This is a genomic window from Micromonospora sp. NPDC005413 (assembly GCF_040606435.1).
GTDB lineage: Bacteria > Actinomycetota > Actinomycetes > Mycobacteriales > Micromonosporaceae > Micromonospora.
Genome location: NZ_JBEXEV010000021.1, coordinates 17,572 through 39,413, shown reverse-complemented (window position 1 = coordinate 39,413; position 21,842 = coordinate 17,572). Strand labels below are relative to the sequence as shown.

The window sequence follows — 21,842 nt, the reverse complement described above, 5'->3', positions numbered from 1 at the left end:
CGCAAGGGCGGTGCGGCACCCAACGGGCGCAGCGTTCAGCGGGCGTGGCGTTCCGGGTGGGCGCGATTCCACACCCGCATCCGTTCCGGGTAGCCGGTGCGCGCCGCCTCGTACAGCGGCACCGCGTGCTTGCGGGCGATGGTGCCGGCGGCGCGCGGCGTGCCGGTACGGCGGCGGATCCACTCGCCGTCGTGGGCGATCGCCATCACGGTGGTGTCCGTCGCGGTGGTCTCCGGCTCCAGGTAGAACTCCACTCCCTGCCGAGTGGCGACGAATTCCTCCAGCGCCGCGAGGTCGTCGCGGGTCGCCTCCCGGTCCAGCTTCGTCGGGGTCGCCTCGGCACCCCGCGACCGGCGATTGAACCAGCTCATGCCCAGCCCCTCTCCTCGACGCCCCTCCAGTGCAGCACCGAATCCTGGCAATACCCTGCACGTCGGATGGGAGGGAGCTGACCCGGTCCGAAAGAACCACGGGTGGAACCCGTGGCGCGTGGGCGGTGTCATGAGTGTGATCCGAACGGAGGCTCCCCTGGACGACGACGCGCTCGTCACCCGCGCCCGGGCAGGTGACCTGGAGGCGTACGACCTCCTGGTCGCCCGGCACACCGCGTCCGCGCACCGGACGGCGGTGCTGCTCGGCGCGGGCTCGGACTGCGAGGACGTCATCCAGGAGGCGTTTGTGAAGGCGTACCGCAAGTTGTCCCGTTATCGGGGCGAGTCGTCCTTCCGATCCTGGCTGCTCGCGATCGTCGCCAACGAGACCCGCAACCTGCACCGGTCCCGCGGCCGGCGGGACGGGCTCGTCCTGCGGGCCGCGGCGGCGGATCCAACGGCGGAGATCGCCGAGGACGGAGCGGTCGACGCGGTCCTCGCCGGGGAGCGGCGCGCCGCGCTGGTGGAGGCCCTGCGTCAACTGCCGGTGCGGGACCGCGAGGTGATCGTCTGCCGATTCTTCCTCGATCTCACCGAGGAGGAGACGGTGGCGGCACTGGGCTGGCCCCGGGGCACGGTGAAGTCGAGGACATCCCGGGCACTGGCGAAGCTCCGCGGCATGCTCGACCGCGAGGAGGTCCGGCATGGGTGACCTCGAACGGGAGTTGCGCGACCTCTCCGCCTGGCTGGAGACACCCGATCCGCCCGACGTGACCGCCCGCGTCCGCGTACAGCTCAGCAGGCCCGCCCCCCGGCGCCGCCGGTGGCGCTCGCTCGCCGCGATGGCGCTCGTCGCCCTGCTCGTGGCGGTGTTACCGCCGACGCGTGCCGCCGTCGCCGACGCTGTTGCTGGGCTGCTGCGCTTCGCCGGAGTCAGCATTGCCACCTCGTCCGCACCGGCACTGCCCAGCGGCACTCCGTCGCCGTTGCCCGCGCAGCGCGCCACCGCGCTGGACGAGGCACAACGGGCGGTGCGGTTCCCGATCCGCCTACCGGCGAAGCTGGGCCCGCCCGAGCGGGTGCTGGTCGCCGACCCCGACGCCACGGGCAACTGCCGGGTGGCGACGCTGCTCTACGACGGGGGTGCGCTGCGCATCGACGCGTTCGACGGTCGGCTCGATCTGGCCTTCCACAAGGAGGCCAGTCCGCCGGGTGTGGCCTGGGTCCAGGTCAACGGCGACTTCGCAATCTGGGTCGACAGTCCACACGTGCTGTCGTACGTGGACCGTGCGGGCGAGGTCCGCAGGGAGACCGCCCGACTGGCCGCCTCGACCCTGATCTGGCAGGAAGCCGACGTGAGCTACCGGCTTGAGGGCGCTCTCACCGAGGCTGAGGCGATCGAGGTCGCCAGCTCGTTGCGCTAGGAACCTGGCGGGCCCGGCCGGTGTCGTGAAGATGCGACGAGTCGTCGACGCGTACCGGAAGGGGCGAGATGGGTTCATGGGGCAGGTTGATGCTGGCATCATCGGTGGTCCTGCTGGCGGGGTGCACGACCACGACCAGCGGCGGGTCGGCCGCGCCGGCTGGCGCTACCGCCAATGCCACCACGGCGAGCGCCGCGACAGGCTGCGGTACGCGGGTCGAGACCGGCTCTCTGCCCGACTGGGCGGACGCCGGATTCAGTGGGGACGCGCGGGCCCCGCACGTCTTCGGGGCGAAGGGCGACATCGTTGCGGTGCTGTTCGCTCATCCGCTGCGGCTGCACAGGAAGGACGGGTCGAACAACAAGATCCTGTGGGTCGCCCGCGCTGCCACGACCTCGCCCGACCCGACGTCACCGGCCACCTTGGTGATCACCGCGACGCTGGACGGCACCGACACCCGGGTGACCCGGGAGGTCGCCGGCGGCCCGGGCCCATCGATCATCGACATGCCACAGGACGGTTGCTGGCACCTCGACCTCCGCTGGTCCGGGCACACCGACACGATGGACCTGGTCTACGCCCCATGAGCTGCCCACTGCCGTTCGTCGGGAGCTGTCGAAGCGACAGTTGTGCTCGGGCCGGTCGGTGGGCCGCATAGGCTGCCTGACGTGCCTGAGGACCTGCGGACGGCGGCGGCCCGTAACAACGCCGAATGGTGCGACATCGTCTGCGGCAGCCACGGGTTGGCAGGTCGTACCGACGCCGAGGCCTGGTCGGTCCCCCGCCGCTCCCCACCGTGGTACCCGGACGCGGTCACCCTGCGGCCCGGTGTCGATGCCGAAGCCCTGCTGGCCCGGATCGACGCGGGATCCGGTGCGTCGGTGAAGGACAGCTTCGCCGACCTCGACCTGTCCGGGTACGGCTTCCGGGTGCTCTTCGACGCGCAGTGGATCCACCGCGCACCGACGGACCCACCGCTCGAAGCGCCGCTCATCCCGGTCACCACGCCCGAAGATCTGGCGGTCTGGGCGGCGGCACACGGCGGCGGGGAGCTGTTCCGCCCAGCCCTCCTGACCGACCCACGGGTACGGGTACTCGCCCGCCACAACGACCAGGGCGGGCTCACCGGCGGCGCGGTGCTCAGCGGCGGCAGCGACGTGTACGGCGTCTCCAACCTGTTCACCCACACCAACAACCCAAGGTCCATCTGGCACGGCGTCTGCGCCACCCTGCCCAGAACAACCCTGGTCGGCTACGAATCCACCCCCGACCTGACCCCAGCCCTGGAAGCCGGCTTCACCCCCACCGGCCCCCTCCGAGTCTGGCTCCACGACCAACCCCACCCCACCCCGTCCCGTTGATCATGAAGTTAGCGACGTCGATACCGGCGTGTCGCGCCGCTAACTTCATGATCAACGAGGCACGGGGGCGGGGGCAGGGGGGCGGGGTGGGGTTAGGTGAGGGTGGTTAGGTCTTCGGGGGTCAGGTGTAGGGCTCCGGCCGCTATGTTCTGCGCCAGGTGTTCCGGGTCTCCGGTGCCGGGGATGGCCAGCACGTGTGGGCCCTGGTGCAGCGTCCAGGCCAGGCGTACCTGATGCGCAGTGACGCCGTGGGCGCGGGCGACCGCCTCGACGGCCTCGCCCTGCGCGGCGCTCGCGCCCGCCTCCCGGCCCCGGCCGGCCAGCGCGAAGAACGGCACGTAGGCGATGCCCCGCTCGCCGCAGAACCGGACGAAGTCGTCCTGCTCCCGGTAGGCGTCCACCCCGTAGTTGTTCTGCACGCAGACCACCGGCGCGATGCCCGCCACCTCGTCCAACTGCTCGGGACGGACGTTGGAGAGCCCGAGGTGCCGGATCAGCCCGGCGGCACGCAGCTCGGCGAGGGCGCCGAACCGGTCGACCAGCGGCACCGTGCCCGGTCCCCGACCGAGGCGCAGGTTCACCACCTCGAGGTGGTCGCGGCCGAGCCGACGCAGGTTCTCCTCCACCTGAGCACGCAACTGCGCCGGGGTGAGCGCCTCGGTGAAGCCCGCCTCCGGGTCGTACCCGAAGCCGACCTTGGTGACGATCACCAGATCCTCCCGGTACGGGGCGAGCGCCGCGCGGATCAGCTCGGTGGCGTAGCGGGCCGGGCCGGTCCCGACCCGCAGGGTTCCGCCGGGCGAGACGTAGAACGCGGCCGTGTCGATGTGGTTGACGCCCAGTTCCACGGCGCGGCGCAGCAGGGCGACGGCCCGGTCGCGGTCGGGGTTCGCGGTGATCCGCATGGAGCCGAAGCCCATCCGGTGCACGGGGCGGTCGCCCAGGGTCCAGGTGCCCGCCGCGGCGGCGGTGATCTCGTCGGTTGGCATTCGGCGACCCTAGCCAGCGCGGGTACGCGGCACAGTCGGCCGCGCACCCGATACCGCCCGGCCACGGTCCGGGTTAGTTTTACTGTGCTGAAGGAGCCTGGTCGGCGCTGTGTCGCGGGCGCAGCACCGGCACCAGCAGCAGGGTCGGCACCAGCAGCAGCGGCACCACCAACAGCGCGCGCAGGATGCCGAAATCGTCGCCGAGCAGCCCCAGCAACGGCGGCCCACCCAGGAACGCGGTGTAGCCGATCACCGCGACGACGCTCACCCGCACGGGCGCGTGGGCCTCCTCGTCGGCTGCCGCGCTCATCCCGACCGGGAAACCCAGCGACGCGCCGAGACCCCACAACGCGACGCCGACGATGGCCACCGGCCCGGAGCCGGCCAGCACGGCCAGGGTGGCGCCGACCACGGCGAGCCCGATGGTGCCGATGAGCACCGGCACCCGGCCCCACCGGTCGAGCGCAACCGTGCCCGCGGTACGCCCGACGGTCATGCCCACGACGAAGACACCGAACACCGCCGCGCCGGCGGCCTCACTCAGGTCCCGACCGTCGACGAACGCCACGGCCAGCCAGTCGTTGGCGGCACCCTCGGTGAAGGCGGCCACCAGCACGAACAGCCCGATCAGCAGGGTGCGCGGCTCCCGCCAGGCGGCGAGCTGTGCCCGACGACGGGCTGCCGGGGTGGAGTCCACCGGATCGCCGTTGGGGTCGCCTCCCGGCAGGGGCAGGAACATTCGAGCGGCGAGCACGGTGCCGCTCAACACGACCACCGCCACGCCGGCGAGGTGCGCGCCGACCGGCACGTCGAACCGGGCCGCCCCGGCGCCGAGGCCGGCGCCGGCCACCGAGCCCAGGCTCCACGCCGCGTGGAAGCGGGGCATGATCGTGCGCCCCAACCGCCGCTCCACCGCAGCGGCCTCCACGTTCATCGCCACATCGCAGGCGCCGGAGCCGTAGCCGAAGGCCACCAACCCCACGGCGACGACGGCGAACGACCCGGCCACCGTGGCGCCCAGCCCCGCCACGGTCACGCCGACCGCGACCAGCACGGCGGCCAGGGTCACGGTGCGGGCCGCGCCGAGCCGCTGGGCGAGCAGGCCGGAGGTCGGCATGGCGAGCAACGCGCCGACGCTCATCGCCAGCAGCAGCAGCCCGAGCCGGCCGGCGGACAGGTCCAACGCCTCGCGGACCGCCGGCACCCGGGAGAACCAGCTGCCGACGGCCAGCCCGTTGAGGGTGAAGGTGACAGCGACGCCGTTGCGAGCGAGCCGCACAGCCCGCGACGGCGGAGGCGCGGTGGCCGGGACAACAGATGGGCTGGTGGGGGCGCTCACGGGGTCAGGTCCTCTTCCTCGGGGTGATCTCCTGGGACGATCGCACACCTGAGAGCGCTACCACCACAACCGGCAATCACCCCTTACCGCTGGTGAGCTTGGCCGGGGCATGATGTGAACTGGCGTTTGTCCGACCAGATGGGCCGCCGCAGGAGGCAACGATGACAGCAGCGGCACACCGACCGGCCACTCTCGAGGACGTCGCGCGGGTCGCCGGGGTGTCCCGGTCCACCGCGTCGCGGGTGATCGCCGGCACGGGGTTCGCCTCGCCGACAGCCCGGGAACAGGTCACGGCAGCCGTCGACCAGCTCGGCTACGTACCCAACACGGCCGCCCGGGCGCTGGTCCGCGGCGGCGGCGGCGTACGACTGGTCGTGGCCGCTCTGGGGACCAGTGCGGCGGTGCTGGACGACCCGTACGTCCACCGGGTGGTCGGCTCGGCCGCCCGGGTGTGCACGCCCGCCGGCGTCGGGGTGGCGCTGCACTGGCTGCCGCTCGGCGAGCCGCGCGGCCTCGACCAGCTCGCCGGGGATCGCACCGTCTGCGGGGTGATTCTGATCAACACCACCGAGGATCTGCTCGACGCGGTGCCACGGTCGCTACACGGCCGGGTGGCCTCGATCGGCATCGGCTCGGCGACCGTGCCGTCGTTCGACGTCGACAACGCCGCCGGCTCCGACGCGGTGCTGCGTCACCTGTACGCCACGGGTCGCCGCCGGATCGCCATGGTGACCGGCCCTCAGTGGCTGCCCTGCGCGCAACGCCCCGTGGAGACGTACCGCCGACTCATGCGCCAGGCGGGCCTGCCGGAGCGGGTGCTGCTCGGGGACTTCACGGCGGCGCGCGGCCGGTCGGCGGCCGACGAGGCGCTGCGCCGCTGGCCGGATGTCGACGCGATCTACGGGATCAGCGACGACACCGCGCTCGGGGTGATCGCCGGGCTGCGTGACGCCGGCGTGCGGGTGCCGGGCGACGTCGCGGTGGCCGGCTTCGACGACATCCCGCTGGCCGCGATGACCGCACCGGCGCTGACCACGGCGAGCCACCCGGTGGGGCAGATCGCGGTCGCCGCGGCGACCGCCTTGCTGGACGGACGTCCGGCCGCTCGGGTGACTCTCTTCCCGTCCGACCTGGTGGCCCGGGCCAGCGCCTGAATCGACTGCCCGTCGCCCTTCCTGGCGGCCCACGCCAGCGCCGACCTGCTGGCCCGGGCCGGCGCGTGGGTCTGCCGCCGGTTAACTCGTCACGAGCCGGGTAACCGCGTCGGACGATCCGTCGATCGCGAGGAGTGGTGACCCGTGTCCGACTCCGCGTCGCCGCACCGGAATCCGCGGCACGGCCGGTTGACCATTCGCCCTCACCCGCCGGTGGCGCCGGGGCCTACCGGGCTCGTGCCGATGACCGGCCCCGACGGCGGCGAAGTGGCGACCGCGTACGCCCCGGAGCCGGCGATCGACGGTTCGGCGTACCGGTTGGTGCTGCTCCTGCACGGTGCGGGCGGCTCGGCGCGGCAAGGGTTGGACCTGCTGCTGCCCGTCGCGGACGCGCACCACCTGCTGCTGGTCGCCCCGCAGTCGTCGGCGGCCAGTTGGGACCTGATCGCCGGCGGATTCGGGGCGGACGTGGGGCGTATCGACGGGTTGCTGGCGACCGTCTTCGACGGCTACCCGGTGCGCGACGTGACGCTCGGCGGTTTCTCCGACGGCGCCTCGTACGCGCTGTCGCTGGGCTTGGCCAACGGAGACCTGATCGACGCGGTGCTGGCCTTCTCCCCTGGTTTCGCCGCGCCACCGGTCACCCACGGCCATCCACGGATCTTCATCTCGCACGGAGTCGACGACCGGGTGCTGCCGATCGACGTGTGCAGCCGTCGGCTCGTCCCACACCTGCACGGACTCGGCTACGACGTCACCTACGAAGAGTTCCACGGCGGCCACGAGATCCCCACCCCGATCCGCGATTCCGCCACCGCCTGGCTCACCACCGATGATCCATTGGTCATCACCGGCCCGGACGGCGGAGGGCCCTGACGGCAGTTCAGCCTGCGATGGCGGACTCGGGTGAGGCGAGGAACCGGGTCAGCACCTCGACGGTGCCCGGAGTCCAGGGTCGACCGTTGAGCACCTCGTCGCCGGGCACGAAGACCATCGCCGCGCCCTCACCGAGCACCACGTCCTCCTGCCGGGCCCGGGTGCTGCCGAGGAAGTAGTGCTTCACCCGGCCCAGCTCGGGCAGCGTCTGCACGGCGATCGGGCGCAGCGGCCCTTCGGCGCGCAGGCCGGTCTCCTCCCACAGCTCGCGCTCGGCGGTCTGCTCCGGCGTCTCCCCCGGCTCGCCGTGGCCGCCGGGCAGCCCCCAGACGTTGGGGTGGTAGCGGGCGTTGCCATCGCGTAGTTGCAGCAGCAGTTGGCCATCGGGATCCACCAGCAGCACGCACGCGATCATCATCATCCGGTCAGCCTACGACCGACGAGGAACCGTCGTTGCCCCAAAACTCCAGAGTAGTCAATTGGGCCACCATCGGACTAAATAAAATGCGACAGCGTGCCGGTAAAATCGGCGACTGCGTTGTGACCGATCGCTGACTGCCCATGGTGAAATCGATCACACACACTGAGCCCATGAACAGGAGAGTCAACCGCGGTAAGGCACTCCGCGTCGCGGTGTGTCTCCTCCTTCTCGCCGCGCTGAGCGGCTGCATGCAACTCAACATGGGCCTCACCGTCAACGCCGACGACACGGTCGACGGGCAACTGCTGCTGACGGCCCAGAAGTCCCTGCTGACCTCGCGGAACAAGAACGTTCCGGCGGCCTTCGCGGAGCTGCGGCAGAACATTCCCGCCCTGCCGCAGGGCGAGGAGACCGGTTACGAGGACGACAAACTCTTCGGCACCCAGATCAGTTATCGCAAGGCGCCGCTGGCGAGCTTCGACACCGAAAGTGTGAAACTGGTCCGGGACGGCGATTTCTACCGCTTCACGTTGCCACTGGATCCGACGAAATACGGCGGAAAGGTGGCGCAGCAGAATCCGCAGAACCAGCAGGCCTTCCTCAAGTTGATGTCATTCGAGATCTCGGTGACATTTCCCGGCCGGGTGATCGACAGCAATGGCACCGTCAACGGTCGATCGGTCAGCTGGAAGGTGGACCCCAACCAGGACAAGCCGACCGAGCTGCGGGCCGTCGCCGAGGCGCCACCTCGACCGTCCGCCTCGCCGGCCGCCGCCAGCGACGGAGGCGGGTTCCCCTGGCTGCTGGTCGTCGGCGGAGCGCTCCTCCTGCTGCTGCTCGCCGCGGTGGGCGTACTCCTGGTGCGCCGCCGCCATCCCGCGACGCCGGCTGCGCCCGGCCCGACCTCGCCGGGCCCGCCCGCCGGCGCCCCGGGGCCCGGCTGATCCACCTGGTGGCCGGCTCAGCCGGCCGCGCCCGGCCCCGGCCGCCCGCGACGACGGCGACCGGCCCCGGTGCTCCCAGCTTGGGAGCACCGAACCTCACCACCACCACATCCCGGTCGCACCATCGCAGAAAAGGGGGATCGCCATGAACGATCTCTTCACCTGGGCAGCTCTGGGGAGCCTCGCCGGCGCGAGCGCCGCCACCCTGCTGGCCACCAACGTCATCGGCGGGCTGATCGGCCCCAGCGGCGACAAGATTCGCAAGTGGATCGCCATCGGCATCGCGCTGCTGCTGTCCTACGTGACAGCGGCGTTCGCCGACGACGCCGGCGGCGAGAAGTGGATCATCGCGTTCTTCAACGCGCTAGTCATCTTCTCCGCCGCGCTCGGCGTCAACCAGTTCCCGCCCGGCAACCGGCAGGCGACACAGGCGTCGCCGACCCAGGTCGCGCAGGGTCGTGAACCCCGAGTCTTCCGCTCCTGGGTCTGAGGGGTGACGTCATGGTCTTCGGAATCATCAGCGCGGCGGTCCAGGTCGGCTTCGGCGCCCTGTTCGGCTTCCTCGCCGGCGGCCCGATCGGGTTGCTGATCGGCGCCGTCGTGGGCCTGCTGGTCGGCGCGGTCTTCGGCTGGTCGGTGGCCTCCGCCGGGGTGTACGCATCAGACGCCCGCGGCATCTTCCTCTTCGTCGTCGACCACACCTGGAGCCTGCTCAACACGGTCGTCGGGGCCATCTACCTGGCCGTGCACCTGATCTTCGGCCACTCGCTGGACCGGCCCACCTCGTCCGGCAGCGGCCGGGTCAGCGTGGTGGAGGGGGTCTCGCCCCGCTACGCCACCACCATCGGCACCGTCTGCGCCGGCTCCAGCTCAGGCATCCAGCGGCACGAGGACGTGCACATCTTCCAGGGTCGCCTGCTCGGCCCGCTCTACATCCCGCTGGTGCTGGCGAACTACGTGCTGTTCACCATCGCCCCGGTGTGGCTGCTCTACCACGACCACACCAACGCCCCGATCAACCGGTTCACCCGGTACTTCGAGATCGGCGTCTACCCACACGTGTGGAACGAGGCCATCGCGTACCGGATCCAGGGGACGCCGCCGCGATGAGCACCGACGGGCGCGGACCGATCGAGACGGCCACCACCGAGCTGGCAGCCTGGCTGACCAGCGCGGCGGGGGAACCTGTCCCGATCGGCCCGCCCCGCACCGACGGCGACGCCGCCGGGCTCACCCTCTGGCCCCTCGAACTGCGCCCGGCCCGGCAGACCCGCTCCAGCGGCGCGGTCCGCGAGCCGTACCGGTTCACGGTCCGCTACCTGCTCTGCGTGACCGGGCCGGCCGGGTTGCCCCGGCTGGACCGGGTGCTCACCGCCGCCACCAGCGACGGCAGCTACCCGGTCGTCCTGGAGGCGGGTGACGCACCGCTGTGGACGGCGTTCGGTGCCACGCCGCGCCCGGCGCTGCTGATCGACGTGCCCGCGCAGGTGGACCACCCGACCCCCGCCGCGCCGCCGGTGCTGCAACCGCTGCGGCTGCGGCAACTGGAGGTGCGCACCCTCACCGGCCGCGTGGTCGGCACCGAGGACCAACCCCTCGCCGCGATGCGGATCGAGCTTCCCGGCACCGGGTCCGCCACCCGCACCGACACCGACGGCCGGTTCCTGATCGTCGGCGTCCCGCACGACCCCGAACATCCGAGCCCGGTACGGCTCCGCCTGACCGGGCGCGGGCTCGTGCTCACCGCCGACGTCGACCCCGCCGAGGACGACATCGTCATCGTCTGCGCGCCACCGACCCACTGACGCCCACCCGCACAGGAGGACCGATGCCCAGCTACTTCTCCCCCGGCATCTATGTCGAGGAGGTCCCCAGCGGCGCCCGACCGATCGGGCCGGCGAGCACCAGCATCGCCGCCTTCGTCGGCGTCGCCCCGAACCGCAACGCGCACCTGGGCAAGGCGGTGCCGGTCAACAACTGGACGGAGTTCCTGCGGCTCTTCGCCGACGGGGAACGGGTGGACAGCACCCCGCTGGCCCGGGCGGTCTTCGGCTTCCTGGACAACGGAGGCGCACGCTGCTGGATCGTCAACGTCGGCGAGGGCGGAGCGATCACCGGCACCGGGCAGCGGCGCGGCGGCCTGCAACTCCTGGAGGCCGTCGACGAGATCTCCATCATCGCCGCACCCGGTTTCCACGACGTGGTCTCACACGAGGCGCTGCTCAGCATGGCCGAGCGCACCCGCACCATGGTCGCGATCTGCGACCCGGCACCGGACATCGACGACATCTCCGCGTTGACGCGGGTCGCCACGCCGTCCTCCGGCAAACCCCCCAAGCCCGCCGAGGGTACGGGTGGCGGCTCGGGTAGCCCTGGTGGCTCGGGCGGGGCGGAGGGGGCCGCGTACCGGCCCCGGCAGTCCGAGTTCGGCGCGTTCTACTACCCGTGGCTTCGGGTACGCGACCCGATCAGCGGGGAGTTGGAACTCACCCCGCCGAGCGGGCACCTGGCCGGCATCTGGGCCCGCACCGACGCCCTGCGCGGTGTGCACAAGGCACCGGCCAACGAACCCGTACGCGGTGCCGTCGACCTCGGTTACCTGGTCACCCGACCGGAACACGACGTGCTCAACCCCAAGGGCGTCAACGTGATCCGCTACTTCGCCGGCGAGGGCATCCGCGTCTGGGGCGCCCGTACGCTCGCCGCCGAGGCCAGCGAGTGGCGCTACCTCAACGTACGGCGGCTCAGCATCGCCATCGAACAGGCCATCGCCAACGGCACCCGCTGGATGGTCTTCGAGCCCAACGACTTCACCCTCTGGCGCTCGATCCGGCGCGACATCGGGGCGTTCCTCACCCGCGTGTGGCGCGACGGCGCGCTGCTCGGGCGCAGCCCCGAGGAGGCGTTCTTCGTCAAGTGCGACGAGGAGACCAACCCGGTTGATGTGCGCGACGCCGGCATGGTGATCGCCCACATCGGCATCGCCGTCGTCAAACCCGCCGAATTCGTGGTGTTCAAGCTGAGCCAGTGGGCCGGCGGCACCGAGACCGAGACGATCGGAGGCTGACATGCCCACCACAGCCACCCCACAGCCCGGCGCCCCGGTCGACCCGTACCGGGCGTACAACTTCCGGCTACTCATCAACGGCGTCACCAACGGCCACTTCACCGAGATGACCGGGCTGGAGGTGAACATCCCCGGGCAGCCGTACCGGGAGCACGGCCTGGGCCGGATGCGGATGGTGCCCGGCCAGGCCGAGTACGAGCCGGTGACGCTGCACTTCGGTCTCACCGCCTCCCGGGAGCTGTGGGACTGGGTGAACGCCACCGCGCAGGGCACGCTCAACCGTCGCAACGTCTCGGTCGTGCTGCTGGACTCGGTCGGGACCGCCGAGGTGCTGCGCTGGAACCTGATCGACGCCTGGCCCACCCGGTGGCGCGGCGCACATCTCAACACACTCAGCCACGAGATCGCCATCGCCTCGTTGACCCTGCGCTACGAGGGCCTGGAGCTGGAGTCCGGCGGTGCCACCGCGCCGACTCCCGCGTAGCTGGTTGGCCGGCCGACTGCGCTCGGCGGCCGGGACGATGCAGCGCCTCGCCGGGCGCGTCGAGCACCAACGTTCGGACACCTTCAGGCCGACCCCGCGACGCTTCGGGGAACCCCCGCAGCACTGGCTGGACCTGGTCGCCGAACACGCGCCCGGTCTGCTGCACGACCTGGACCTCGACATACCCCGGGCCGGCACCAGCGACGCGGCGGTCCACGACGAACGGCACGTCGGATTCGGGCCGACCGGTTGGGCCGGAGCCGGTGGTACGGCTCCGGCCGCGCAGGGAACGGGTGAACCGGGCCAACGGTCCAGCGCCGATCAGTCGGGTGGCTACGGCACCCCAGCCGAGGCGTCGACCTGGTCGCCTGCCGGTGCGGGCGGGGCTGGTGCCGCTGGCGAGCGCGGTGGCTCTGGTGCGAGTGGGTCCCAGGATTCCGATACGGCAAACAGCCTCGGCAGGTCCGGTGCCACAGGTACTGCCGGTGGGCCCGGCGCGGGGACGAAGTCCTGGGAGTCGGGCGGACCGGATAAGACGGCGCAACGAGGTCCGTGGGGCGATGCCGCAGCCGTAGGCGGGAACGGGCTGACCCGGGCGGGCGAAACCGCTACCCCAGACCGCCCGCTGATCCGCCCTGCGACCCCCGGCCCGCTCGCATCGCTTACCAGCCGCTCCCGCCAACGGACCAGGGAACCGATTCCCACCCGAACCGCACCCCCCGCATCCCCGGCTTCGAGGCGGCCCGCGCAGATCTTGGAAGATTTCGGCCCCTCCAGGGGCACTTTCCTTCCAAGATCTACTGCCGGCACCGGTGGCGTCGCCGGTGACGGGCTTTCGGGCGGGCGGGACGGGTTCGGGGGCGGCCAGCGCGGGTTCGCGGGCAGCCAACACGAGTCAGGGGGCGGTCCGGGCGGGTTTCCGGGGGATCGACGTGGGGGCGGGCCGAGGGGGACAGATTCGGCTGGTGCGCCGTTGGCAGGGGGTACCGGGCTCGCCACGAGCGATAGGCGAGGTGGCCTGGCCCGCGCCACCATCAGCGGGGCCTCGCCGGCCTCGCTGGCCTTGCCGGCCTTGCCGGCCTTGCCTGACGAACCGGCATGGCCTGGACAACGAGCCGGACAGCACGCCGGACAGCACGCCGCGCAGCACGCCGGACAGCACGCCGCGCAGCACGCCGCGCAGCACGCCGGGCAGCACGCCGCGCAGCAGGCTGGACAGTGGGGCCCTGAGGCGGGGGCGGTCGGAGCAGGGGCCCGGGCCGATGGCTGGGAGCGCGGCCCGGCCGGCGGATGGTCGGCGAGCACTGCGTCGCTGACGTCCCTGGCCAATGCGGCGGCCAGCGGCCCCTGGCCGGCCCTTCCGGACGAGCCAGCGTGGCCCGGGCACCGAGCCGGTGAGGCGGTAACCAGGGGGGCGTGGACGGGGCAATCGGGCTCGGGCCTGGCCGGCGGTGGATGGTCGGTGGTGGCCAACGGGCCATGGCCCGCGCTGCCGGACGACCAACCGCTGTGGACGGTGCCGGATGCGGCGGTGGACGCGGCCCACCTGGCGCGCCTGGACCGGGAACAGGCGGGTGACTGATGGAACGCGTCGCCTTCCTCATCGACTCCTCCGGCGAGCGGGTGGACTGCCTGCTCAACCCGGAGACCGTGCAGGTGACCCGACTCGCCGGCGTACGCCCCCGGGGTGCCGCCGGCGGGCAGCTGACCGGGTCCGGGCTGGCCGACGACCCACTGGTGTTCACCGGCGGCGGTCGGACCGAGCTGGTGCTCGATCTGCTCTTCGACGTCGACTTCGTGGAGGCGCAGGTCCGCCCGGCCGACGTCCGGGTGCTCACCCGTCCCCTGTGGATGCTGGCGGAGAACTCCACCGCTGAGCATGGTTGGCTGCGACCGCCGCTGGTCCGGTTGGTCTGGGGCAAGACCTGGAACGTGCCCGGTGTGATCATCGCGGTGGCGGAGCGGTTCGACGCGTTCACCGGCACCGGCTCGCCCCGCCGTTCCTGGCTGCGGCTGAAGCTCGTCCGGGCCGCTGAGACGGCCGATCAGGCCGAGGCCGGCTTCGCCGAGGAGTTGGCCGCGGCGAGCACCCCGACCGCCGCACCGGGCAGCGCGGTGATCGCCGCTGGCGACGGCGCGGCGGAGCCGGGCCGCTCCGGAGTGCGCTTCGACCTGCTGGCCAACGACGCGCTCGGCTCGCCGCTGCGCTGGCGCCTGCTGGCCGAACACAACCGGATCACCGATCCGCTGGCGGTGCCGGCCGGCACCACCCTCGCCGTCCCGCCGCCCGGCACCGCGGGCGGCGGGTCGACGGTGGCGGGTGCGGTGGCCGGAGTCGCGCGGGCGCTGGCCGGCGCGGTAGGTGCTGGCGCATCGTTCGTGGGCGCCTCGATCGCCACCGCGCCCGCCGCCTGGGGCCCGACGCCCGGACCGACGACCGGCCCCACACCAACCGGCCCGAACCCAGCCCCAGGGGTTACGCCGTGAGCAGCGTCGCGCCCCGCGCGCTGACCGTCCTGCTCGACGGCGTCGAGTTGGCCGGTGCCGCCCGTCAGCGGGTCCGCTCGCTGCGGGTGGCAGCGCGGCTCGACCAGCCCACCCAGGCCGAGCTGGTGCTCGCCACGACCGTCGGGGCCGGCGCGTTCGACCCGGCGGTCCGCCCCGGCACGGCGCTGGACGTCCGGCTCGCCGACCAGGAGGACGCCCTGTTCAGCGGGGAGGTCACCGGTGTGGAGGTCGAGTACGCCGCCGACGGAGCGGCGGTGCTGCGGCTGCGGGCGTACGACGCGCTGCACCGGTTGCGTAAGCGGCAGGGGTTGCGGGTCTTCACCTCGGTGACCGCCGTCGAGCTGGCCCGGGAGTTGTGCGGCGAGGTGGGGTTGGACGTGACGGCGGAGGTCGACGGGCCACGGCTGGAGCGGCTGCTGCAACACCGGCACAACGATCTGGAGCTGCTGCGCGAGGTGTCCGGTCGGGCCGGGCTGCACCTGGCCGCCGACGGCGACGGGGTCCGGCTGGTCACGCTCGCCGGTTACGGGGAGCCGGTCGCGTTGACCCTCGGCGCGGGTGTGCACACCCTGCGGCTGGCGACCAACGCCGACCAGGCCAGCGGTGCCAGCGCCGCGTTGGGCTGGCATCCGCAGCGGGCCGAGTTGATCAGCCAGCAGGCCGACGAGGCGCGCTGCGGCCGAGCGGCCGGTGACCGGCCGGACCCGGCCGACGTGGGTGCCGACGGGGTACGCACCGCCGTCGACCAGCCCGGCCGCAGCGACGACGAGTTGGCGGCGCTGGCGCAGGCGCGGTTGGACACTCGCGCGGCGGCGCTGGTCACCGCGGAGGGGGTCGCCGAGGGCGATCCGGCGTTGCGGCCGGGCCGCCGGATCGACCTGCGCGGTGTGCCCGACCCGGTCGCCGGGGCGTACGTGCTGACCGAGGTGGTGCACACCGTGGACGGCAACGGGCACCTGACCCGCTTCTCCACGGTGCCGCCGACCACTCCAGCGGCCCACATCGGCGGCGCGGTGGTCACCCTCGGCACCGTCACCGACGTCGCCGACCCGGACGGGCTGGGCCGGGTCCGGCTGACCCTGCCGGCCTACGGGGACCTGGACGCCGGCTGGCTCGCCGTCCTCTGCCCGGGTGCCGGGCGCGGCAAGGGCCTGGTGGCGCTCCCCGATCCGGACGACACCGTGCTGGTGGTGCTACCCGGTGGCGAGCCGGCCTCGGGCATCGTGCTCGGTTCGCTGTTCGGCGCCGTCGAGCCGTACGACGCGGGCATCGACGACGGCCGGGCGCGGCGCTGGACGCTGCGTACCGCCGGCGGGCAGTCGATCGTCGTCGACGACGTGCAGCGCAGCCTGCGGCTGGCAACCGAGGGCGGCAGCTATCTGGAACTGACCCCCGATCTGGCCACTCTGCACGCGGCGTCCGACCTGGTGATCTCGGCGCCCGGTCGGGCCATGGTGGTGCGCGCCCGCAGCGTGGACTTCCTGCACGCCGAGTCGACCGAGGACCCGACCACCGCGGCGCAGCAGGCCCGTTCGCTCGCCCGCGCCCACCACGAAGGAGGCGGCTGATGCGCTGGATCCACCGTGACTCCGTGATCACCTGCGATCACGACGGCCGGGTCGAGAACCGACCCTCGCAGCAGTGGGTGACCGTCACCGGCGTGCCCGTGCTGGTGGACACCGATCCGGAAGGGCGCGACATCAAAGCCTGCCCCAACTACGGGCCGACGATCAAGCCGTGCGGCAAGACGCTGACCGTCCGGGTCGGCTACAGCGACTGGGTCCGCGTCGGCGGGCACCGGGTGGTGCTGTCGCACCTGGAGGGGTTCACCGACGGCACACCGCCGGGGCTGGTCCACCACACGGTGCGCGACCCCCGCCAGCAGTTCCTGGGGGCGGACCGGTGAGGGCCTTCCGCTTCGTCGGCGCCGGCTTCGACGCCGGCCGTACCGGCGGGTTGGCGCTCACCGCCGCCGGCGGCCTGGCGATGACCGAGGGCGACGAGAGCGTACGACAGGCGCTGTTTCTGCTCTTGTCGACCACGCCGGGCGAGCGGTTGATGCGACCCGGGTACGGCTCCCGGCTGCACCGGCTGGTCTTCGCGCCCAACGACGACACCACGGCCGGCCTGGCCATCCACTACGTCCGGCAGGCCATCGCCCGTTGGGAGCCACGGGTCGAGGTGATCGACGTGGACGCCGGGCCGGACCCGGACGACGCGTGGCGGCTGGTGATCCGGTTGGACTACCGGGTGCGGGCCAGCCTGACACCCGGACAGCTGGTCTTCTCCGTGGACCTGCTCCCGGTCGACGAACCCGCGCAGGGAGGACCGTCATGACGCTGCCTGTGCCGCACCTGGACGACCGCGGGTTCCTCGACCTGGTCACCGAGGCCCGGGAACGGATCCGGCAGTCCTGCCCGGCGTGGACCGACCTGTCGGCGCACGACCCGGGCATGGCGCTGGTGGAGGCGTTCGCGCACCTGACCGAGGTGATGATCTACCGGCTGAACCAGTTGCCGGAGAAGGCGTACGTCTCGTTCCTGAACCTGCTCGGAGTCACCCGGCACGCGCCCACCGCGGCCTGGGCGGACGTCCGGTTCACCCGCAGCGGCACCGACCGGGGCGCGGTGCGGATCCCGGCCGGCCTGCGGGTCGCGGCGGCCCGTGGCGCGGATCCCCGGCCGGTCGTGTTCGTCAGCACCGAGCCGACGTTACTGCCCGCCGGCGAGACCTCGGTGACGGTCCGGATGCACCACTGCGAACCCGTCGAGGCGGAGCTGCTCGGCGTGGGCACCGGCCAGCCGGGTCAGGTGCTGCGGGCGGCCCACGCTCCGCTCGCGCACACCGCCGAACCGCTGGACCTGCTGCTCGGCGTGGAGGTGCCGGCCGGCTCGGTGGAGTTGGGCGCGGCGGCCCGCGAGCACGACGGCCGCACGTTCGAGATCTGGCGGCCGGTGGACAGCTTCGCCGGGCTCGGCCCGCAGGCCAAGGTCTACCTGGTCGATCGCTGCTCCGGCACCGTCACCTTCGCCCCGGCCCTCGATCTGCGACCGCCCGCCGGTGCGGCCCACGCCGCGACGGACGAGGCCACGCCGGCCGCGCCCGAACCGGCCACGGCGAGCGGTCCGGCGTCGGTGACCGTGGCGGCCGTGCCGCCGGCCGGACGGCAGATCCGGCTCTGGTACCGGGCCGGCGGTGGGCCCACCGGCAACGTGGCGGCGGGCACGCTGACCAGCCTGCGTGACCCACTACCGGGGGTACGCGTGGACAACCCCGCGCCGGCGGCCGGCGGCCGGGAGATGGAGGCGCTGGAATCGGTGCTGCTGCGCGGCCCGTACGAGTTCTTCGCCCAGCAGCGGGCGGTCACCGCCCGCGACTTCGAGGTGCTGGCCACCAGCTCCGGCGCGGTGGCGAGGGCCCGGGCGTTCACCCGCGCGGCGGTCTACAGCTTCGCCCGGCCGGGTGAGGTGGAGGTGGTGCTGGTCCCGTACGTGCCGCCGACGGCCCGCCCCGGTGGACGGCTGCCGGTGGCGGTGCTGCGCGAGCACGAGGTGCCCGAGGCGCGGCACCGGGTGGAGGCGGACCTGGAGGAACGCCGGATGGTCGGCATCCGGTCCCGGGCGACCTGGGCCCGCTTCAAGGCGGTGTCGGTACGGGCCCGGGTGGTGGTCCGGCGGGAGGAGGACGTGGACGCGGTCCGTCGCCGGATCCACGACCGACTGCACCAGACGTTGAGCCCGCTGCCGACCGCGCTCAACCCGGCCGGCTGGCCGTTCGGCGAGCCACTGCGGGCGTCCAACGTGTACCGGCTGCTGGAGCAGGCCGAACCGGGTGTGCGCTACGTCGAGTCGGTCCGGTTCGTGGTCGACGAGGCGCCCGACGCCGAGGTACGCGCCCTCGCCGTCGACCAGTACCAGCCCCGCACCTGGTACGCCGGGCGCGGCCCGGTGATGTTCCGCTCCAGCAACGGCGGCGCGGGTTGGGAGCCGGCCGGCCGGTTCGACGGCGAGACGGTGGTGCGGGTGGCGCCCGCGCCCGCGCCGGTGCGGCCGGGCATCGTCGCGCGTCCCGGCTCGGTGGCGGTGGTGACGCTGCGCGCCTCCGGCGGTTCCCGGGTGCACCTGAGCACCGACCTGGGCGAGACGTGGTCGCTGCTCACCGACCTGGATTCGCGGATCTCCGACGTGGCCTGGCTGGACCGCGACGGCGCGGGCGCGCTGCTGGTGGCCACCGACACCGGCCTGTACGAGGTGTCGCTGCTGCCCGGGGCGGTGCCGTTGCAGATCCTGGTCGACCCGTCCGACGCCGACCGGGGGTTCTACGCGGTGCGCGCGTTTGTCTCGGAGCGGGGTGCGCCGGGCGTCGCGGTCGCCGCGCAGGCCAGCTTCGGGGTGTACCTGTCGACCGCTGGCGGCCGGCCGGGCAGCTTCACGCACGTCGGTCTCTCCAACGTGGACAACCGCGTGTTGACGGTGCAGTACGACGGCCCGGCCACGTTGCTGTGGAGCGGCGCTGGCGAACCCGACCCGAAGAAGCCCGGCCAGGGCTGTCACCGCACCCGGCTGTTCGAGTCCGACGTGAAGTGGCAGTCGATGCAGGCCGGGTGGATCGGCGGCACCTGCCGGGATCTCGCGTTCGCCGGCCAGCAGGCGGTGGCGGCCACGCAGAGCGGAGGGGTGCTGCGGCTGGACACCCTGGCCGCACAGCCGCAGTGGCAACCGGTGATGGTCAACTGCGGTTTGCCGCTGCGCGACCGGACCCGGTTCGTGCCGGTCGACGCCCTCGCCGTGAGCGGGGGCGCGGGCGGCCACGCAACCGGCGGCGGCTCCGGCACCGCGGAGCGGCTGATCCTGGCCGGCGGTCAACGCGGCGTGTACCGCAGCGCCGACGCCGTCGACTGGACGCCCAGCGCCAACCAGGCCACCGCCGACGTGGTGACCGTCCCGGATACCTGGCTGCTCTGCTCCGGCGAGCACGACATCGAGGTGGTGCGCCAAGATGCGGCGCTCGGCGATTGAACGGCTGCTGCCCGCCGCCTATCAGCGGGCCTGCGTGCCGGGCAGCGTGCTCTGGGCGCTGCTGGACGTGATGGAGGGGTTGCACGCCCCGGACGAGGCGATCCTCGCCGAGGTGGACGCCCTGTTCGACCCGTACCGGGCACCGGACGGGCTGGTCGTGCAGTTGACCCGCTGGGTGGCGATGGACCACGTGGTGGCCTCGCCCCGGCCGGACACCCCGCTGCCGCTGCCGGTGGGCCGGCTGCGCGACCTCGTGGCCAACGGGGCGCTGCTGGCCCGCTGGCGGGGCACCCCGTACGGGATGCGCAGGGCCCTTGAGCTGGCCACCGGGATGCCGGGCTTCGCGATCGACGAACCCGCCGAGCAGCCCTTTCACGTCGTGGTGCGGGTGCCGGCCGCCGCCGCCGGCCAACTCGCCGTGATCACCCGCATCGTCGAGGCGGAGAAGCCCGCCTCGACCACCGTCGAGATCGTCCTGGAAGAGGAGTCGTCATGACCACCGAGTGGGCGGTCGTCGCCGCCGCCGAGCAGTTCACCCTCGACCCGCGCAACAGCGGCGAGCTGACCTTCACCGTCTCCAACCCGGGCAACGCGCCGGACACCGTGGTGTTCGACGTGGCGCCCGGTGACGGCTCCCAGCGTGCGTGGTTCACCGTCGCCGAGCCGCAGCGGGTGGTCCCCGGGCAGGGCTCGGTGTCGTTCCTGGTCAAGCTCGCCGTGCCGGCGGGCACCCCGCCACGGCGCTACGACATGACCGGGTTCGCGTACTCGGCGAACACCGCGCCGGAGGAGAGTTCCCGCTCCAGCGGCCGGGTCACGTACGAGGTGCGGGCGGTCGCGCCGCCACGGCGTACCCCATGGTTGTGGATCGCCGCCGCGGCGGCGTTGGTGCTGGTGGTGGTGACCGTGGGGGTGGTGCTGCTGACCCGCGACGGCGAGCCGGCCCCCGGCGAGCCGAGGGTGGTCACCATCGAGGCGGAGAGCCTGGTGGAGGCCGCGGTGGTGGAGTCGCCCCGGACCAGCGGGGCGGTCGTGGGGGCGCAACCCAACTGCTGCGAGGTGACCTGGTCCGGGGACAAGCAGTTGTTCTTCCAGGGGCTGGCCATCGGCGACCAGGTCACCGTGACGGTGCAGATCCCGGCCGACGGCACGTGGCGCTTCGCCGCGGTGCGCACCACCTCGTTCGACTACGCCAACACCGTGTTCGTGATCGACGGCACCCAGGTCGGCGGGGCCTTCCTCGGCTTCACCCCGAAGGTGCAGAAGACCGGTTTCCTGGACGTGGGTACGGTCCGGCTGACCAAGGGTCCGCATCGGCTCACCCTGGCGGTGGTGGGCAAGACACAGGGCACCAACCGCTACTTCGCGGGCGTCGACGAGATCCGGTTCACCGAGATCGTGGCGCAGGCTGCCGCGCGATGAGCGGCCGACAGAAGGCGCTGCTGGGGCTGCTCGCCGTCCTGCTGGTGGCGCTGTTCGTGGTCGCGGTGGGCACGGGCCGCGACGACCAGGGCGATCCGGGAGCCCGGCACGGGCTGATCGACCGGTTGGGTGCGCTGGGCGGCGAGCGTGCCGCGGTGGACCCGACAACGGTCAGCGCCGACTGCGCCGACGAGACGGGCCGGCTGGTCTTCACCGGCAGTTGCGTGGTGCGGGTCGTCGACCCCGGCGGGCTGCGCACGCTGGTGCTGCGCAGCGCGGCACGGTTCACGGTCGTCGCACCGGCACCCGGCGACGCCCACCTCACCATCCGCGACGAGGTCGAGCCGGCGTCGGACGGCACCGGCGCGGTGGCGAAGATCGCCGTCGACCAGGCCACCGAGGTGGGCCTGACCTGCCCCGGCCTGGGTGGCTGCACCGTCGTCGTGGCCACATCCTGACCCGAG

At 72.8% G+C, this 21,842-nt stretch carries 24 protein-coding genes; 20 read left to right on the top strand and 4 right to left on the bottom strand.

What is annotated here, in order from left to right:
* Positions 1 to 35: 35 nt before the first annotated feature.
* Positions 36 to 371: a hypothetical protein gene (locus ABZS37_RS21170; RefSeq protein ID WP_354994188.1), complete on the bottom strand. Its 336-nt coding sequence runs from the start codon at positions 369 to 371 to the stop codon at positions 36 to 38.
* A gap of 130 nt (positions 372 to 501) precedes the next feature.
* Here ABZS37_RS21170 and ABZS37_RS21165 point away from each other — a divergent pair, with 130 nt between their 5' ends.
* The 4 genes from ABZS37_RS21165 to ABZS37_RS21150 all read left to right on the top strand — a co-directional run bounded on the left by ABZS37_RS21165 (position 502) and on the right by ABZS37_RS21150 (position 3,156).
* Positions 502 to 1,083 (top strand): RNA polymerase sigma factor, encoded by a 582-nt coding sequence (locus ABZS37_RS21165; RefSeq protein ID WP_355171344.1) that lies wholly within the window; start codon positions 502 to 504, stop codon positions 1,081 to 1,083.
* On the top strand, positions 1,076 to 1,795 hold the full coding sequence (locus ABZS37_RS21160; protein WP_355171342.1) for a hypothetical protein: 720 nt from the start codon (positions 1,076 to 1,078) through the stop codon (positions 1,793 to 1,795). The genes ABZS37_RS21165 and ABZS37_RS21160 overlap by 8 nt, the downstream gene beginning before the upstream one ends.
* 89 nt (positions 1,796 to 1,884) lie before the next feature.
* Positions 1,885 to 2,382 (top strand): hypothetical protein, encoded by a 498-nt coding sequence (locus tag ABZS37_RS21155; protein WP_355171340.1) that lies wholly within the window; start codon positions 1,885 to 1,887, stop codon positions 2,380 to 2,382.
* A gap of 81 nt (positions 2,383 to 2,463) precedes the next feature.
* A complete protein-coding gene (locus ABZS37_RS21150; protein ID WP_355171338.1) occupies positions 2,464 to 3,156 on the top strand; it encodes a hypothetical protein in 693 nt (230 codons plus the stop codon).
* A gap of 92 nt (positions 3,157 to 3,248) precedes the next feature.
* Here the strand turns inward: ABZS37_RS21150 and ABZS37_RS21145 are convergent, their stop codons facing one another.
* Both ABZS37_RS21145 and ABZS37_RS21140 read right to left on the bottom strand, forming a co-directional pair.
* Entirely contained in the window at positions 3,249 to 4,145 is an 897-nt protein-coding gene (locus ABZS37_RS21145) for an aldo/keto reductase (protein WP_355171336.1), read from the bottom strand.
* A 79-nt stretch (positions 4,146 to 4,224) separates the two neighbouring features.
* Positions 4,225 to 5,484 carry an MFS transporter gene (locus ABZS37_RS21140; protein WP_355171334.1) on the bottom strand — a complete coding sequence of 420 codons (1,260 nt, stop codon included), beginning with the start codon at positions 5,482 to 5,484 and terminating at the stop codon, positions 4,225 to 4,227.
* A gap of 161 nt (positions 5,485 to 5,645) precedes the next feature.
* Here ABZS37_RS21140 and ABZS37_RS21135 point away from each other — a divergent pair, with 161 nt between their 5' ends.
* Positions 5,646 to 6,638 (top strand): LacI family DNA-binding transcriptional regulator, encoded by a 993-nt coding sequence (locus ABZS37_RS21135; protein WP_355171332.1) that lies wholly within the window; start codon positions 5,646 to 5,648, stop codon positions 6,636 to 6,638.
* Positions 6,639 to 6,881: 243 nt separating this feature from the next.
* The gene (locus ABZS37_RS21130; RefSeq protein ID WP_355171330.1) at positions 6,882 to 7,514 is read left to right on the top strand and encodes a phospholipase; all 633 of its coding nucleotides are present in this window, start codon (positions 6,882 to 6,884) and stop codon (positions 7,512 to 7,514) included.
* Between the two features lie 7 nt (positions 7,515 to 7,521).
* Here ABZS37_RS21130 and ABZS37_RS21125 read toward each other — a convergent pair whose 3' ends face one another.
* Positions 7,522 to 7,935: an NUDIX domain-containing protein gene (locus ABZS37_RS21125; RefSeq protein WP_355171328.1), complete on the bottom strand. Its 414-nt coding sequence runs from the start codon at positions 7,933 to 7,935 to the stop codon at positions 7,522 to 7,524.
* Between the two features lie 170 nt (positions 7,936 to 8,105).
* On the opposite strand from ABZS37_RS21125, the gene ABZS37_RS21120 reads away from it, so the two are divergent.
* From ABZS37_RS21120 to ABZS37_RS21055, 14 genes are all read left to right on the top strand, one after another.
* The gene (locus ABZS37_RS21120) at positions 8,106 to 8,879 is read left to right on the top strand and encodes a DUF3153 domain-containing protein (protein ID WP_355171326.1); all 774 of its coding nucleotides are present in this window, start codon (positions 8,106 to 8,108) and stop codon (positions 8,877 to 8,879) included.
* A 145-nt stretch (positions 8,880 to 9,024) separates the two neighbouring features.
* Positions 9,025 to 9,369, top strand: coding sequence for a hypothetical protein (locus tag ABZS37_RS21115; RefSeq protein WP_355171324.1), 345 nt, complete (start codon positions 9,025 to 9,027; stop codon positions 9,367 to 9,369).
* Between the two features lie 11 nt (positions 9,370 to 9,380).
* Positions 9,381 to 9,989 (top strand): glycine zipper family protein, encoded by a 609-nt coding sequence (locus ABZS37_RS21110; RefSeq protein ID WP_355171322.1) that lies wholly within the window; start codon positions 9,381 to 9,383, stop codon positions 9,987 to 9,989.
* A complete protein-coding gene (locus ABZS37_RS21105) occupies positions 9,986 to 10,684 on the top strand; it encodes a carboxypeptidase regulatory-like domain-containing protein (RefSeq protein WP_355171320.1) in 699 nt (232 codons plus the stop codon). Before ABZS37_RS21110 ends, ABZS37_RS21105 begins: the two co-directional genes overlap by 4 nt.
* Before the next feature lie 23 nt (positions 10,685 to 10,707).
* Positions 10,708 to 11,946, top strand: a complete 1,239-nt coding sequence (locus ABZS37_RS21100; RefSeq protein ID WP_355171318.1) for a phage tail sheath subtilisin-like domain-containing protein — start codon at positions 10,708 to 10,710, stop codon at positions 11,944 to 11,946.
* A 1-nt stretch (position 11,947) separates the two neighbouring features.
* On the top strand, positions 11,948 to 12,430 hold the full coding sequence (locus ABZS37_RS21095; protein ID WP_354994203.1) for a phage tail protein: 483 nt from the start codon (positions 11,948 to 11,950) through the stop codon (positions 12,428 to 12,430).
* Between the two features lie 1,581 nt (positions 12,431 to 14,011).
* A complete protein-coding gene (locus ABZS37_RS21090) occupies positions 14,012 to 14,917 on the top strand; it encodes a hypothetical protein (RefSeq protein WP_355171316.1) in 906 nt (301 codons plus the stop codon).
* The gene (locus ABZS37_RS21085) at positions 14,914 to 16,506 is read left to right on the top strand and encodes a phage baseplate assembly protein V (RefSeq protein ID WP_355171314.1); all 1,593 of its coding nucleotides are present in this window, start codon (positions 14,914 to 14,916) and stop codon (positions 16,504 to 16,506) included. The genes ABZS37_RS21090 and ABZS37_RS21085 overlap by 4 nt, the downstream gene beginning before the upstream one ends.
* Complete coding sequence (locus ABZS37_RS21080) at positions 16,506 to 16,844, top strand: hypothetical protein (protein ID WP_354994207.1); 339 nt, start codon at positions 16,506 to 16,508, stop codon at positions 16,842 to 16,844. The genes ABZS37_RS21085 and ABZS37_RS21080 overlap by 1 nt, the downstream gene beginning before the upstream one ends.
* Entirely contained in the window at positions 16,841 to 17,275 is a 435-nt protein-coding gene (locus tag ABZS37_RS21075) for a GPW/gp25 family protein (protein WP_238661987.1), read from the top strand. Before ABZS37_RS21080 ends, ABZS37_RS21075 begins: the two co-directional genes overlap by 4 nt.
* Positions 17,272 to 19,956 (top strand): putative baseplate assembly protein, encoded by a 2,685-nt coding sequence (locus tag ABZS37_RS21070; protein ID WP_355171312.1) that lies wholly within the window; start codon positions 17,272 to 17,274, stop codon positions 19,954 to 19,956. Before ABZS37_RS21075 ends, ABZS37_RS21070 begins: the two co-directional genes overlap by 4 nt.
* Positions 19,937 to 20,452 carry a phage tail protein gene (locus tag ABZS37_RS21065; protein ID WP_355171310.1) on the top strand — a complete coding sequence of 172 codons (516 nt, stop codon included), beginning with the start codon at positions 19,937 to 19,939 and terminating at the stop codon, positions 20,450 to 20,452. The genes ABZS37_RS21070 and ABZS37_RS21065 overlap by 20 nt, the downstream gene beginning before the upstream one ends.
* Positions 20,449 to 21,378: a hypothetical protein gene (locus tag ABZS37_RS21060; protein ID WP_355171308.1), complete on the top strand. Its 930-nt coding sequence runs from the start codon at positions 20,449 to 20,451 to the stop codon at positions 21,376 to 21,378. Before ABZS37_RS21065 ends, ABZS37_RS21060 begins: the two co-directional genes overlap by 4 nt.
* Entirely contained in the window at positions 21,375 to 21,836 is a 462-nt protein-coding gene (locus tag ABZS37_RS21055) for a hypothetical protein (RefSeq protein WP_355171306.1), read from the top strand. Before ABZS37_RS21060 ends, ABZS37_RS21055 begins: the two co-directional genes overlap by 4 nt.
* The last annotated feature ends 6 nt before the right edge of the window (positions 21,837 to 21,842 follow it).

What these genes read in the sequence shown, in the direction of transcription:
- ABZS37_RS21170 (WP_354994188.1), bottom strand. Translation starts at nt 371, where the DNA reads ATGAGCTGGTTCAATCGCCGGTCGCGGGGTGCCGAGGCGACCCCGACG.
- ABZS37_RS21165 (WP_355171344.1), top strand. Translation starts at nt 502, where the DNA reads ATGAGTGTGATCCGAACGGAGGCTCCCCTGGACGACGACGCGCTCGTC.
- ABZS37_RS21160 (WP_355171342.1), top strand. Translation starts at nt 1,076, where the DNA reads ATGGGTGACCTCGAACGGGAGTTGCGCGACCTCTCCGCCTGGCTGGAG.
- ABZS37_RS21155 (WP_355171340.1), top strand. Translation starts at nt 1,885, where the DNA reads ATGCTGGCATCATCGGTGGTCCTGCTGGCGGGGTGCACGACCACGACC.
- ABZS37_RS21145 (WP_355171336.1), bottom strand. Translation starts at nt 4,145, where the DNA reads ATGCCAACCGACGAGATCACCGCCGCCGCGGCGGGCACCTGGACCCTG.
- ABZS37_RS21135 (WP_355171332.1), top strand. Translation starts at nt 5,646, where the DNA reads ATGACAGCAGCGGCACACCGACCGGCCACTCTCGAGGACGTCGCGCGG.
- ABZS37_RS21130 (WP_355171330.1), top strand. Translation starts at nt 6,882, where the DNA reads ATGACCGGCCCCGACGGCGGCGAAGTGGCGACCGCGTACGCCCCGGAG.
- ABZS37_RS21125 (WP_355171328.1), bottom strand. Translation starts at nt 7,935, where the DNA reads ATGATGATGATCGCGTGCGTGCTGCTGGTGGATCCCGATGGCCAACTG.
- ABZS37_RS21120 (WP_355171326.1), top strand. Translation starts at nt 8,106, where the DNA reads ATGAACAGGAGAGTCAACCGCGGTAAGGCACTCCGCGTCGCGGTGTGT.
- ABZS37_RS21115 (WP_355171324.1), top strand. Translation starts at nt 9,025, where the DNA reads ATGAACGATCTCTTCACCTGGGCAGCTCTGGGGAGCCTCGCCGGCGCG.
- ABZS37_RS21110 (WP_355171322.1), top strand. Translation starts at nt 9,381, where the DNA reads ATGGTCTTCGGAATCATCAGCGCGGCGGTCCAGGTCGGCTTCGGCGCC.
- ABZS37_RS21105 (WP_355171320.1), top strand. Translation starts at nt 9,986, where the DNA reads ATGAGCACCGACGGGCGCGGACCGATCGAGACGGCCACCACCGAGCTG.
- ABZS37_RS21100 (WP_355171318.1), top strand. Translation starts at nt 10,708, where the DNA reads ATGCCCAGCTACTTCTCCCCCGGCATCTATGTCGAGGAGGTCCCCAGC.
- ABZS37_RS21095 (WP_354994203.1), top strand. Translation starts at nt 11,948, where the DNA reads ATGCCCACCACAGCCACCCCACAGCCCGGCGCCCCGGTCGACCCGTAC.
- ABZS37_RS21090 (WP_355171316.1), top strand. Translation starts at nt 14,012, where the DNA reads ATGGAACGCGTCGCCTTCCTCATCGACTCCTCCGGCGAGCGGGTGGAC.
- ABZS37_RS21080 (WP_354994207.1), top strand. Translation starts at nt 16,506, where the DNA reads ATGCGCTGGATCCACCGTGACTCCGTGATCACCTGCGATCACGACGGC.
- ABZS37_RS21070 (WP_355171312.1), top strand. Translation starts at nt 17,272, where the DNA reads ATGACGCTGCCTGTGCCGCACCTGGACGACCGCGGGTTCCTCGACCTG.
- ABZS37_RS21065 (WP_355171310.1), top strand. Translation starts at nt 19,937, where the DNA reads ATGCGGCGCTCGGCGATTGAACGGCTGCTGCCCGCCGCCTATCAGCGG.
- ABZS37_RS21060 (WP_355171308.1), top strand. Translation starts at nt 20,449, where the DNA reads ATGACCACCGAGTGGGCGGTCGTCGCCGCCGCCGAGCAGTTCACCCTC.
- ABZS37_RS21055 (WP_355171306.1), top strand. Translation starts at nt 21,375, where the DNA reads ATGAGCGGCCGACAGAAGGCGCTGCTGGGGCTGCTCGCCGTCCTGCTG.